Source organism: Streptomyces sp. P9-2B-2 (assembly GCF_030406865.1).
GTDB classification, from domain to species: domain Bacteria; phylum Actinomycetota; class Actinomycetes; order Streptomycetales; family Streptomycetaceae; genus Streptomyces; species Streptomyces platensis.
In genome coordinates this window covers 8,638,139-8,650,674 of record NZ_CP129126.1, presented here as the reverse complement: position 1 = coordinate 8,650,674, position 12,536 = coordinate 8,638,139, and the positions used below count along the sequence as shown (strand labels likewise).

The 12,536-nt window shown below is 69.6% G+C and carries 11 protein-coding genes; 3 read left to right on the top strand and 8 right to left on the bottom strand.

All coding sequences use genetic code 11. The features are described from left to right. Positions 1-19 precede the first annotated feature (19 nt). Positions 20-556 carry a hypothetical protein gene (locus QT196_RS38070; protein WP_168483257.1) on the bottom strand — a complete coding sequence of 179 codons (537 nt, stop codon included), beginning with the start codon at positions 554-556 and terminating at the stop codon, positions 20-22. Positions 557-795: 239 nt separating this feature from the next. Between QT196_RS38070 and QT196_RS38065 the strand changes: the two genes are divergently transcribed. Both QT196_RS38065 and QT196_RS38060 read left to right on the top strand, forming a co-directional pair. Then, positions 796-1,104 carry a transposase gene (locus QT196_RS38065; RefSeq protein ID WP_168477819.1) on the top strand — a complete coding sequence of 103 codons (309 nt, stop codon included), beginning with the start codon at positions 796-798 and terminating at the stop codon, positions 1,102-1,104. Then, positions 1,101-1,973 (top strand): IS3 family transposase, encoded by an 873-nt coding sequence (locus QT196_RS38060; RefSeq protein ID WP_168478147.1) that lies wholly within the window; start codon positions 1,101-1,103, stop codon positions 1,971-1,973. Before QT196_RS38065 ends, QT196_RS38060 begins: the two co-directional genes overlap by 4 nt. A 145-nt stretch (positions 1,974-2,118) precedes the next feature. On the opposite strand, the gene rox is transcribed toward QT196_RS38060, so the two are convergent. From rox to QT196_RS38030, 6 genes are all read right to left on the bottom strand, one after another. Beyond that, positions 2,119-3,555, bottom strand: coding sequence for a rifampin monooxygenase (gene rox, locus QT196_RS38055; RefSeq protein ID WP_290356573.1), 1,437 nt, complete (start codon positions 3,553-3,555; stop codon positions 2,119-2,121). Positions 3,556-3,819: 264 nt separating this feature from the next. Next, entirely contained in the window at positions 3,820-5,061 is a 1,242-nt protein-coding gene (locus tag QT196_RS38050; RefSeq protein WP_266737073.1) for a lipase, read from the bottom strand. A 200-nt stretch (positions 5,062-5,261) separates the two neighbouring features. Continuing rightward, positions 5,262-5,852, bottom strand: a complete 591-nt coding sequence (locus QT196_RS38045; RefSeq protein WP_356948495.1) for a GNAT family N-acetyltransferase — start codon at positions 5,850-5,852, stop codon at positions 5,262-5,264. 251 nt (positions 5,853-6,103) lie between these two features. Continuing rightward, the gene (locus QT196_RS38040) at positions 6,104-7,924 is read right to left on the bottom strand and encodes an IPT/TIG domain-containing protein (protein ID WP_168483249.1); all 1,821 of its coding nucleotides are present in this window, start codon (positions 7,922-7,924) and stop codon (positions 6,104-6,106) included. Positions 7,925-8,091: 167 nt separating this feature from the next. Then, a complete protein-coding gene (locus tag QT196_RS38035; RefSeq protein ID WP_290356571.1) occupies positions 8,092-8,835 on the bottom strand; it encodes an IPT/TIG domain-containing protein in 744 nt (247 codons plus the stop codon). 127 nt (positions 8,836-8,962) lie between these two features. Beyond that, a complete protein-coding gene (locus tag QT196_RS38030) occupies positions 8,963-9,637 on the bottom strand; it encodes a hypothetical protein (protein ID WP_290356570.1) in 675 nt (224 codons plus the stop codon). A gap of 452 nt (positions 9,638-10,089) precedes the next feature. Between QT196_RS38030 and QT196_RS38025 the strand changes: the two genes are divergently transcribed. After that, positions 10,090-10,521, top strand: a complete 432-nt coding sequence (locus QT196_RS38025) for a protein-tyrosine phosphatase family protein (RefSeq protein WP_168483245.1) — start codon at positions 10,090-10,092, stop codon at positions 10,519-10,521. Positions 10,522-10,558: 37 nt separating this feature from the next. On the opposite strand, the gene murJ is transcribed toward QT196_RS38025, so the two are convergent. Further along, positions 10,559-12,409: a murein biosynthesis integral membrane protein MurJ gene (gene murJ / locus QT196_RS38020; RefSeq protein WP_290356569.1), complete on the bottom strand. Its 1,851-nt coding sequence runs from the start codon at positions 12,407-12,409 to the stop codon at positions 10,559-10,561. Positions 12,410-12,536 lie beyond the last annotated feature (127 nt).

Sequence of the window (12,536 nt, the reverse complement as noted above, 5' to 3'; positions counted from 1 at the left end):
GCTCATGCCCGGTCGGACCTTAGTGCCCGGGTGATGTGCGGTGGCGGTAGGAGTGTGCGGCGATGGACAGGCCGATGCCCCACACCAGGAATTGCGGGATTCCGTAGACGACGATCCAGGGGCTGAAAATGCCGTCGTCGTTGAAGTCGTTGATCGTCTGTGAAGCGGCCCAGACGGTGTACAGGAGGAGGAAGGCCGAGACGGCGAAGGCCGTGGCGGTCAGCGTCCGGCGCGGAACTCTGCGCCCGGCCAGTAACGGAGTCCAGCTCGGGAACACCAGGCCCCACGGCCGGACCAAGCTCAACGCCAGGATGCCCGCCAGCAGGGCCAGGCCGCTGAGCACGAATAGGTACGGGCCGCCGCCGACCGCGTACCACTCCCGGAACTTTTGGCTGTCCGCCCAGAGGGGAATACCGAGCGCCCAGATCGCGTGGAGCGGGATGAACCCGGCGGTCGCGGAGAGCGCCGAGGCATAAGCAGCTCGGACGGCCCATCGGGGCGGGGGCGGAACTTCAGCGACTGCGTTCCCTGGAAGGGGGATGGTGCGTTCGGACATGGCCCGGTTCTCCTCATGCGAAGGAAGAGGTGATCGGGAGGCACGCTTCCATGGACCGGCGCTCCGGGGCATCGAGCCCGGGGCTGACGATCACTCATCCTCTGAGGTGGCCAAGGCGCCGAGTCGCTCCCCCGAGCGGGGGAACGGGTCTCAGCCTCATCCAGGACGGATGGTCCTGGGCTTGATGCGCTTTGACGGACATCTGAGATCAGGGGTTCTGCCCCGGGAGGATGTCCATCATGGAGAGCATGGGGAAGAAGAAGCCTCGGCCTCGCCGTTCGTTCACGTCGGAGTTCAAGGCCGAGATCGTCGAGCTGTGCCGGCGTGGTGACCGCTCGGTCGGTCAGGTCGCCAAGGACTTCGACCTGACCGAGACCGCGGTGCGGCTGTGGGTCAGCCAGGCCGAGGTCGACGCGGGCGAGCGCGATGGGCTGACCAGCAGCGAACGTGAGGAGTTGGCCGCGCTGCGGCGGGAGAACCGCCGGTTGCGGGAGGACGTGGAGGTCCTCAAGCGGGCGACGGCTTTCTTCGCGAAGGAGACCCGGTGACGGTGCACCCGTTCATCGAGGCGGAGAAGCGAGACGGTCACAACGTCAAGCGCGCGTGTGAACTGCTGCAGGTCTCCCGAGCCGCCTTCTACGCCCGCCGCAGTGGCAGGACCGGTCCGCGGGCGGTCCGCGATGCCGAGCTGACCGAGAAGATCGCCGAAGTTCACGAGCGGTCCCGCGGGACCTACGGAGCCCCGCGAGTCCACGCCGCCCTGCAACGACAGGGCGAGGACTGCGGCCGACGCCGCATCGCCAGACTGATGCGCAACGCCGGGCTGCAGGGCCGGCACCGCAGACGACGGCAGCTGACGACGATCCCCGACCCGCGGGCCACGTCCCGGCCCGACCTCGTCGTCCGGGACTTCGCCCCCGACCCGGACGGCGTCGACACACGCTGGTGCGGTGACATCACCTACGTTGCCACCGAGGAGGGCTGGCTCTATCTGGCCACCGTCATCGACATCGCCTCCCGCCGCGTCGTCGGCTGGTCCACCGCCGACCACCTGCGGACCGAACTGGTCGCGGACGCTCTCACATCCGCCTGCCGCCAGCGTCGTCCCACCCGGCCAGTGATCTTCCACTCGGATCGTGGATGTCAGTACACGAGTCAGCAATTCGCCACCCTGGCAACGGAGTTCGGCGTCCGCCTGTCCGTCGGCCGCACCGGGCAGTGCTGGGACAACGCGCTCGCCGAGTCGTTCTTCGCCACCATCAAGCGGGAGTTGCTCGACACGGGTTCCTGGCCCAGCCGGGCCACCGCCCGCACTGCGATCTTCGACTTCATCGAGGGCTGGTACAACTTGCACCGACTACACAGCAGCCTCGGCTACCGCAGTCCCGCCGAATACGAGACCGCACTCGCAGCCTGACCACCACACCGATGGTGTCCGTCAAAGCGGAACAAGCTCAGTCCGGCCGCAGCGGCCGGACCATCGTCCCCAGCACACGCTCGACGGGATGGAACCCGAAGCGCCGTGCCTCCACACCGCGTTGAGTCCGAGCCCGACTCCCCGCTCAGCTGACGGGCGCGCCGAACCACGTGGGCAGCTGGCTCAGCAGCTCCTGCTGGTCCTCACCGGCCCACGCCACATGCCCGTCCGGCCGCAACAGCACTGCGGGCACGTCCAGTTCCTCGCTGATGTCGACGACGTGGTCGACGCGATCCGCCCAGCCCGTCACCGAGAGCCGGCCGGTCTGGTCGAGCAGCAGTCCGCGGCCACCGTGCATCAGCTCGTAGAGGCGGCCCCGCTTCAGCGCCACGTCCCGCATCCGCCGGCCGAGCAGGTCGTGACCCTCGCCGAAGTCGTAGCGGACTCCGACCGCGGTGATCATCCCGGTCACGTACCGGTTCACCTCCTCGAAGTCCATCAGCTTCCCGAAGAGCTCCCGCAGCGCGGTCGCCCCCGGGTCGGTGCCCAGCAGTGTGATCTGCGCGCGGGTGTTGTCCAGCACGGCGGCGCCCACCGGGTGCCGTTCGGCGTGATAGCTGTCCAACAGCCCTTCCGGTGCCCAGCCGTTGACCGCGGCGGCCAGCTTCCAGCCGAGGTTGAACGCGTCCTGGACGCCGAGGTTGAGCCCCTGACCGCCGGTCGGCGGGTGGATGTGCGCCGCATCGCCGGCCAGCATCGCCCGGCCGACCCGGTAGCGCTCGGCCTGCCGGGTGGCGTCACCGAACCGGGACAGCCAGCGCGGCGAATGCACCCCGAAGTCAGTGCCCGCGACCGCCCGCAACTGCTGCTTGAACTCCTCCAGGGTCGGCTGGGTCGTACGGTCCTCGGCCACACCGTCGGCGGGCACGATGATGCGGTACACCCCCTTCTTCCCGTCCACGTCGGGAACGGCTCCGAACCGAAGCTGGGTCTTACGGATTTCCTCGACGACGGCGGCAATCGTCGCCGGATCCTCGGTCGCCTCCATATCGCCCAGCATCGTCTCGACCTTGGCGGGCTCGCCGGGGAAATCGACGCCGAGCAGCTTGCGCACCGCACTGCGGCCGCCGTCACACCCGACGAGATACCGCGCCCGCAGCTGCGTACCGTCCGCCAGCTCGACGGTCACCCCGTCCTCGTCCTGGCTCAGCCCCACCACTTCACAGCCGCGCCGGATCTCGGCACCGACTTCGAGGGCACGCTCGTTGAGCAGCCGCTCGGTGACCGGCTGCGGGGTGGCGAGGCCGTACGGGTGCGCCGTGTCCAGCCGGTCCGGCCACGGCTTCATGATGCCGCCGAAGAGGCCGCCGACCTGGAACTTCTCACTCGCCGCGAGGAACCGGTCCAGCAGGCCGCGCTGGTCCATCAGCTCGACGCTGCGCGCATGCAGGCCGCGCCCGCGGGACTGCTCGGTCGGCTCGGCCAGCTTCTCCAGCACGACCACCTGCACCCCGTGCAGCCGCAACTCGCCGGCCAGCATCAGGCCGGTCGGTCCGCCGCCGACCACGATCACGTCAATCATCAAAAACGCCCGTTCACCGAGAAGGAATTCCGGCCAGCCACTCCACGCATTCCGGGGACCCACAGCACACACTTCGTGCATCCCGGATTTCCGCAGGTTCTGGCTTCGAGCGCAGATTCTGACGCACCACGGGGGCCTTGCCGCAAGGCCCCCCATGCGCTATACATTAAGAGTGGCAAGGAGTGGTCTACCTCCTTGCCTTTGTTGTTTGCGGACGCCCGATCGTTTCGCAGTTGCCGCCGGCCTACGGCTCCCACGCTCCAGTCACCGCTGGCGCCACTCGCCGAACCAGCGCACGATCGCCGACGTGGCCGCGACATTGGACCCCAAGTGACGGGATCCCTTGTACTCGACAGCGCCGAGATCGACGACCGGGGCGTCCACTCCGTTCTTGTGCAGAGCCTGCTGGCAGTGCTCGGTGTTGGCGGTGACAGCCTGCTCGTCCCCGGTCGCCATGTACAGGCGCACCGGCGCGCCGGGGGCCCAGTCGCTGCATACGGCACCGGTGGTGCGCAGCGCCGCCGCCAGCGGCCCCGTCGGATGCGCGAGCAGCGCGCGACCGTGCTCGGTCAACAGCTCGTCCAGGGTGCCCGGGGTGCCCCGCATCAGCTGCTCCCCCGTGTGGGCGCCGTCGAAGAGCGCCTCGACGGTGCTGTCATAAGGAGCTCGGAAGACCTCGCCAGGGCTGTCGTAGACGTGGTGGAGCCGGTTGAACGCCACCAGGGTGTACGCCGCGTACAGCACACTGGACTTGGGCTCCAGCCTGCCGTCGAGTAGCGCGGACAGCCACGTGCCGCCGAAGTCATACGCGCCGCTGACCGGTGCCAGCGCACCCAGCCTGAACCAGTGGTCCGCACCCGCCTCCAGAGCCCGGCCGAGCCCCAGCGCCGCCGAGGCGCCCTGCGAGAAGCCGGTGACCATGACCTCGCGCTCCAGCACATGTCCGGTGCGGGGTGCGAAGGCGCGGGCCGCCCGGAGCATGTCCAGGGACGCCGTGGTCTCGGAGCCGATGTCCATCCAGGGGTGCAAACCGGGTCCCTTGCCCATTCCCAGATAGTCGGGCGCGACCCCCACAGCGCCGGCCGCCGCGTGCGCGATCACCGGCGCGGACACGAACGCGCCGCGCTTCATGGACGGCGAGTCGTTTTTGTGGCTGCCGGTGCCGTGCGCGAAGGAGACCGCGCGTAGCCGTCCCTCTCGGTTGAGCGGCAGCGCGAAGAGCCCACTCGCCGTAGTGGGCCGTCCGTGCGGATCGATGGTCCGGTAGACCAGCCGGTACGCCACCACGCCGTAGCGGACGGCGTCGTCCTCGAACCCGGCCGCGCCCAGCTCGGCGGCCACCGCGTGCGGGGTCGCGAGCGTGTACAGCTTCTCCGCGGAGAGCAGTGTGCCCCGGCCGCGCTCCTCGACCTGCGCCTGTGACTGGGCCTGGGCGTGACCAGCGGGCGCAGCCGCAGCGGTGGCGGCGGCCCCGCTCAGCAGCAGACCACAGCAGACGGCTGCCACGTGCGCCCGGAGAACGCCGCGATATGAGGTTCTGCTACGCGATGAGAATGCTGCTGGGATGGCCACGAGATCCTCCAAGTTCGGTTCAGCGACGGCCAGTTCAGCCTCACCTGTTCCGAACTTCGATGCACTGGTGGAGGCCCCCGGGTCCTCTTGGTGCCTGCCCCCCGTTCGATCACGCTTCGGCTGCAACGGGGCACCTAGACGAGATCGCGTGACAAGTTCTCAGGCCGATAGATGCACGCCGCCAGCGGCGCGTACGCCTTCCAGTCCAGGGTCTCGTACAGCGCACGCCCTTCGTCCGTCGCGCCCAGCACGCCGAGGGTCGCGCCGTCGGCCACCGCGCGATCGGCGAGGGTGCGCATCACGAAGGCGCCCAGTCCGCGGCGGCGATGGGCCTGTTCGGTGATGACGCGGTCGATGACCGTGGCCTCCCCGAGGACGGCCATCTGGCCCTGTGCGGCCAACTCGCCTGCCATATCGTGCAGTTGGATGTACGTGACGCCGTCGCGGGTCTCCACCGACACGGTGTAGCCCTCGGGTGCCGTCGGGCGCGTGACCCGGAGGTCCGTGGCCATCAGGTGGCCTGCCTCGTCCGCGTCCACCACCCAGCCGTCGGGGAGCCAGCGTGCGACCTCCGCCGGCTCCCTGGGCACCTTGAGCCAGGTGTGCGGCACGGCGACCGAGGCGGCGGCCTCGCGCACCGTCAACTCATAGGCGTCCGGGAGGACATGGCGTCCTATCTGGTCCGGTCGGCCCACCTCGACATAGAGCCCCCAGGGCTTTGCCACCGGTGTCGGTCGGTGTCGCGATATGGCCCAGCCGGATACCCAGGTCCTGACCAGTTCCGGAATCATCAAGCCCTCCCGAAGTAAGTGTCACGTTCCGGGAGTGCACATTACGTCACCGGGTGATGCCGCGGCATCTGCTTTGCGGTGCGTCGTCGGTTCCCGTGAGCCAGGGGGCGACGGGGAGAGTGCGCACCGCTGCGCCTCCGGGTCTGGCAGCCCGCGGGAGACGGGCTGCCAGACGTGTCGGCGGATCAGATGTTGGGGGACCCGAAGCGGGTGTAGACCGCCGGTGTGCTGGTGCCGCCGGGGCTGGTGACGGTGACATCGACCGGACCGGGGGCGCCGGCGGGGATGTCGGCGACGAGATGGGTGTCGGAGACGACGGTGAAGCCGGTGGGGGCGCCGCCGACGAGGACCGTGGTCGTCTGGGCGAAGTTGCTGCCGGTGAGGGTGGCGGTGGTGCCGCCGGAGGTGGATCCGTGGTCCGGCACCAGCGTCGTGATGATGGGCGCCGCCAGGTAGGTGTAGGAGACCGGGTTGCTGGTCCCGCCCACGGTGGTGACGGTGACGCTCGACAGGCCGGCGGCTCCGGCCGGGACCACGGCGGTGATCTGGGTGTCGGAGACGACGGTGAAGGACGTTGCCGGTGTGGCCCCGAAGCGCACGGCGGTGGCCTCGATGAGGTTGGTGCCGGTGAGGGTGACGGTGTTGCCGCCCGAGAGCGGGCCCGAGGGCGGGGTGACACCGGCGAGCACCGGGGGGCTGACGTAGAAGTAGGACTTCGGGAGGGTACTCACGCCGCCGGGGGTGGTGACGGTGACATCGACCGGCCCGGCGGTGGCCGCCGGGACCACGGCGGTGATCTGGGTCGCGGAGAGCACCGTCACGGAGGTCGCCGGGGTGCCACCGAAGGTGACCGAGGTGGCGCCGGTGAGGTTGGTGCCGGTGAGCGTGACGGTGTTCCCGCCCGAGGTGCTCCCCTGGTTGGGGCTGATGCTGCTCAGTGTGGGGGCCCCGGAGTAGGTGTAGGAGAGGCCGTTGCTGGTGCCCCCGGGCGTCGTGGCGGTGATCTGTACGGTCCCGGTGCCAGGAGGGGCAACGGCGGTGACGTGAGTGTCGGAGACGACGATGAAGGACGTCGCCGGTGTGGCGCCGAAACGCACCGCGGTGGTGGTGGTCAGTCCCGTGCCGGTGAGCGTGACCGTCGTCCCGCCCGCGGCCGGGCCGGAGTTGGGGCTGACCGAGGTCAGGACCGGCACGGACGCGGAGACGTAGGTGAACGACACACCATTGCTCGTCCCCCCGGGCGTCGTCACCGTCACCGCAACGGTCCCCGAACCCGCCGGCGCCGTCGCCGTGATCTGCGCACTCGAATTCACCGTAAACGCAGCCGACACCCCACCGAACCGCACCGCCGTCGCACCCGAAAACCCCGAACCCGACAACGTCACCACCGTCCCACCCGACGCCGGCCCCGAAGTCGGACTCACCGAGGTCAGGACCGGTGCAGGCGTGGAGACGTAGGTGAACGACACACCATTGCTCGTCCCCCCGGGCGTCGTCACCGTCACCGCGACAGTCCCCGAACCCGCCGGCGCCGTCGCCGTGATCTGCGCACTCGAATTCACCGTAAACGCAGCCGACACCCCACCGAACCGCACCGCCGTCGCACCCGAAAACCCCGAACCCGACAACGTCACCACCGTCCCACCCGACGCCGGCCCCGAAGTCGGACTCACCGAAGTGAGGCTCGGTACGGGGGCGGTGACATAGCTGTAGGTGACGAACTGGTTGCTGGTGCCGCTGGGGGTGGTCACGGTGACCTGCACCGTCCCGCTGCCGACCGGGCTGGTGGCGGTGATCTGGGTGTCGGAGTTGACGACGAAGGACGCCGCGTGCGTGGCGCCGAAGCGGACGGCGGTGGCGCCGGTGAAGCCGGTGCCGGTCACGGTCACCGCCGTGCCACCCGCGGTCGAGCCGGACGTGGGAGAGACGGAGGTGACGGTGGGCGTGGCCGCCAGGGACGGCGCTGCGGAGAAGGTGGGCGGGTGTGCGGAGCGATTCACGGCCATGGTCCTTCGTGGGCGTGAGCCCCGGCCGGCCCCCGAGGAGAGGTACCGGGCCGGGGCTCGTCATGGGAAGGGAGAGAGGGCCCGGACAGGGACAGTGCTCCCTGTCCGGGCAGGTTGTCCGCCCCCGCCTGGTCACAGGACCAGGACATCGGCGGCTCAGGGTCCGGTCAGATGCCGGGTCCGGCGACGTAGGTGAAGCCGCCGGCGGCAGTGGCGCTGCCACCGCTGGTGGTCACGGTGACATCAACGGCACCGGCGGTTCCGGCCGGGGTGACGACCGACAGGCTGGTGTCGCTGAGGACGGAGAACGGCGCGAGGGTGCCGTCGAAGGTGACCGACTGGGTGGTGCTGAGGTTGGTGCCGGTGATGGTCACGACCGTACCGCCGCTCGCCGGACCGGCGGTGGGGTTCAGACTGACGATCGTGGGCGCGTCGATGTAGGTGTACGACAGGCCGTTGTTGGTGCCGCCGGCCGTGGTGACCGAGACACTCACCGGTCCGGGTGCCGCACCCGCCGGCACGGTGACGGTCAGCTGGCCGTCGTTGACCACGGTCGGGGTGGCGGCGGTGGCACCGAAGTTGACCGCGGTGGCGGTGGTCAGACCGGTGCCGTTGATGGTGACGGTGTCGCCGCCCGCGGTGACGCCGCTCACCGGCGACAGAGAGGACTTGAACGGCGCGCCGACGTAGAAGAACTGAAGCGGGTTACTGGTTCCGCCCGGGGTGGTCACCGTCACCCCCACGGTGCCGCTGCCGGACGGCGACGTCACGGTGACCGAGGTGGGGGTGTTGGCGGTGATGGTGGCGTTCTTCGTGCCGAACTTCACGGCGGTGGCGCCGCCGAGGTTGGTACCGGTGATGACGACCGTGGTCCCGCCGCCGGTCGATCCCTGGTTGGGAGAGATGGGCATGCTGGTGCTCCTTCGGTGAAGGTGTGTGAGAGGGAGTGCTCAACCGAAACCGGATGGCGGTCTTCGCCATCGACGGTTGAGGGGGGTATTGCCTGGTGGAGCAGGTGGCCGAGACCTCGGCCGACCGTCAGGTGCAGCCCACTACGCTGCCTGACGGAGCACAGTTGTCCGGGGTGTTGTCGCGCACCACCGTGCCCAGCAACGTCACACCACCCGAGTTGACGTAGATGCCGCCCCCGCTGGAGGTGGCCTGGTTACCGGTGACGGAGCTGGTGGTCAGCGTGATGCTGCCGTTGTCGTTGTAGATGCCGCCCCCGGCGACGGCGGTGTTGCCGGTGACGGAACTGGAGAGCATCGAGACCGTGCCGCCCAGGTTCGAGAGCCCGCCTCCCGGATACGGAGACACCGCGCTGCCGCCGCGGAGGGAAATACCCACCGCACTCAACTGGCCCTTGGTGCCCGGCACGTTCGCGGCGCCCTCCACCTGGAGAATCCGGAAGGCCGGCGCGCCGGAGGCGCGGGTGATGGTGACTCCCAGACCGATCAGGGTGATCGGGGTGGTGATCGGCGGCAGTCCCACCGGCCCGTGGGGCGACATCCCGTGAGCGCTGGTGAGCTGGTAGGTGCAGAACGGAACGAGTGCCAGGGTGTCCCCACCGGCCGCATTGGCCGAGTTGATCGCGTTCACCAGCGAGGTCTCGCTGCACAGGACCGGAATCTGAGCGTGTGCCCTGGTCGGAGCCGCGGCCATCGCCACGGTCAGTCCCAGGGTCAGCGCGCAGATCCCGAGGAGGGATCGCAACGTGCGGACAGTTCGCATGACGCCCCCAGAAAGAGGTGACGTGAGCTACCGCACCAGCCGGTCCCCGCGAAGGGGAACCAAGTGGTGAATGCACTTCCTCAAGCGTGGGAGGGCGCCTGCCGCGGATGCCAGGGCCGCATCGCCGCCTGCACTCTCAATCGGGCATAAGGGCAGGCAAGTTGCCACTCCCCCGAGAGGAATGGGCAGCCCACCGGATTGGAATGTGACCAGTTATCCATTGGGGTGAGCACACCTGCAAGCGCCTTGACGCCCCCTCACTCGAATGGCAGAGCGCGCGTCGGAGGCGCCGCAAAACACCGGCGCTGCCGCTCGGCTCGCTCCGATCCTGATACGCCGAGCGCGCACCGGCCGCCGACCGTCCTCAGGAGTGAGTGGCAGCAACTACCGCTGGATGCCCCGCTCTTGATCGGCTGCACCGCTACGGTGTGGACATGACCGCTACCTGGAACGCTGCCGACGCCGGAGTCCTGAGGCTTCCTTCCGGTCGTCTGATCCGAGGCCGGGGGCTCAGCCGACCGCTGCCGGAGGGCCCCACACCGGACTTCGCCGTCCATCTCCTCGGCAAGCAGCCACCCGAGGTCCCCTGGGAATCCCGGTGGCTGCGCTGGCCCGACTTCCGGCTGCCCAGCAGTCACCCCGAGGCCCAAGCGGTGCTCCGTGCGGCCTGGGCGCGGGCCGACACCGAACGCGTCGAGGTCGCCTGCGCCGGTGGCCGTGGCCGGACCGGGACGGCGCTGGCCTGTCTCGCTGTTCTGGACGGCGTTCCGACCGGCGAGGCAGTGGACTTCGTACGCCGCAACTACGATCCCCGGGCCGTCGAAACCCCCTGGCAGAAGCGTTACGTCCGCCGCTTCGCCGACTGACGGCGCCAGCCCGTCGGCCGCCCCCGCTCCCGCGCGTTCAGCGACCGAGGCGTCCCCGGACCATGCCGACCATGGCGCTGAGCTCGGCCACCCGCATCCAGTGCGCGAGGAGTACGAAGACACCGAGCAGGACGCACCCGCCGGCCAGCAGCGTCACAAGCGAGCCCAGGGCGCCGCTGCCGACGGCCCGGGTGAGCGCGTAGGCCACACCGCCGCCGGCGAGCGCCGCGGGGATCGCCGCGGCACTCAGCCGGGCATAGGCGCGCAGCACGCGTGAGCCGTCCAGATCGCCGCCCAGCCTCTTGCGCAGCCGGCGCCAGGCGGTGCCGACCCCGACCGCGTAGGCCAGACCGTACGAGGCGGCCATTCCCGCGACGGCCCAGCGTGCCGGGAGGAGGACGAAGCACGCCCCGGACGCGGCGGCGTTCACCGCGGCGACGATGACGGTGTTGTAGAAGGGGGTTTTGGTGTCCTCGTAGGCATAGAAGCCACGCAGCACGACGTACTGCACCGAGTAGGGAATGAGCCCCGGGCCGAAGGCCATGAGGATGTAGCCGATGCCCCGGGCGCCCTCGGCATCGGTGCCGGCGTAGAGCAGCGTGGCCATCGGCACACCCAGCGCCAGGAAGGCGAACGCGCAGGGCACGATGGCGACGGCGGAGGTCCGCAGTCCGTAGGAGATGTCGTCGCGGATCGCGGTCACATTCGCGTCCTGGACCGCACGCGACATCCGGGGCAGCACCGCGGTCATCACCGACACCGTGATGATGGCCTGCGGCATCTGCCACAGCAGCAGGGCGTAGTTGTAGGCGGTGATCCCGGAGCCGCTGTGCCCGGCCCGTTCGGCGAGGGAGCCGGCCTTGGTGGCGAGTTGTGTGACGACGATCAGGGCGGCCTGGTTGACGAGGACGAAGAGCAGCGTCCATTTGGCCAGGCCCATGGCCCTGCCCAGGCCATGACCGCGGAAGTCGAAGCGCGGGCGGAGCCTGAACTGGGCGTCGCGCAGATACGGCAGCATCGCCAGCGCTTGTACGGTGAGGCCCAGGAGGGTGCCGAGGCCCAGGAGCCGTACCCCTTCGGGGGTGATGGTGGCGGCACCGACGCCGGAATCGGTGAAGCTGCCGAAGGCCCAGATGAAGCCCCCGAAGGTCGCGAGGATGATGATGTTGTTGAGCACCGGCGTCCACATCATCGCGCCGAACCGGCCCCGGGCGTTGAGGATCTGGCCGAGCACGACATGTGCGCCCATGAAGAACATGGTGGGCAGGCAGTACCGGGCGAAGGCCACGGTGACCGCCATCCGGCGCGGGTCGGCGGCGATTTCCGGCGACATCAGGTGCACCAGCAGCGGCGCCGCCAGCACACAGAGGACCGTGACGCTCCCCAGCACCACCATGACGAGGGTGATCAGACGGTTGGCGTACGCGTCACCGCCGTCGTCGTCCTGCTTCATGGCACGCACGAGTTGCGGCACGAAGACGGCGTTCAGCGCACCGCCGCCGACCAGGATGTAGATCATCGTGGGCAGGACATTGGCGACCTGGTAGGAGTCGTTGAGGGTGCCGACGCCGATCGCCGCGGCCATGACGAGCGTACGGAGAAAACCAGTGATGCGGGAGACGAAGATGCCCGCCGCCATCACGGCGCTGGACTTCAGCAGACCCGAGGCGCCACTCCCCGACCGCTTCGGCTCGGGTATCGGCTCACCGGCCGGGGTCGGGATCGGAGCGCGCTGCTCACCCGCCGGGTTTCCCACCCCGCCGTCGTACGCCTCGCGGGACGTGGTCGCGTGGTGGTTCCCCAAGTCTGGCCGCAGCGGGACCGTGTCATCCGGCAGGACGTGGCCCCCCTGACCCCGGCCGTCGTTCTCCCGCCCCTGCGCATTCATGCGTGCCCCACCTCGTCCGCCCCCGGCCCGCCACCGGGCCCCGTCGTCGCTCAACGGGACACTCTTTCACCTGTCGGCTGACGTCCCGACAGGTGGCCTGGTCACGGCAGTGCCAGGGCCTGTCCGG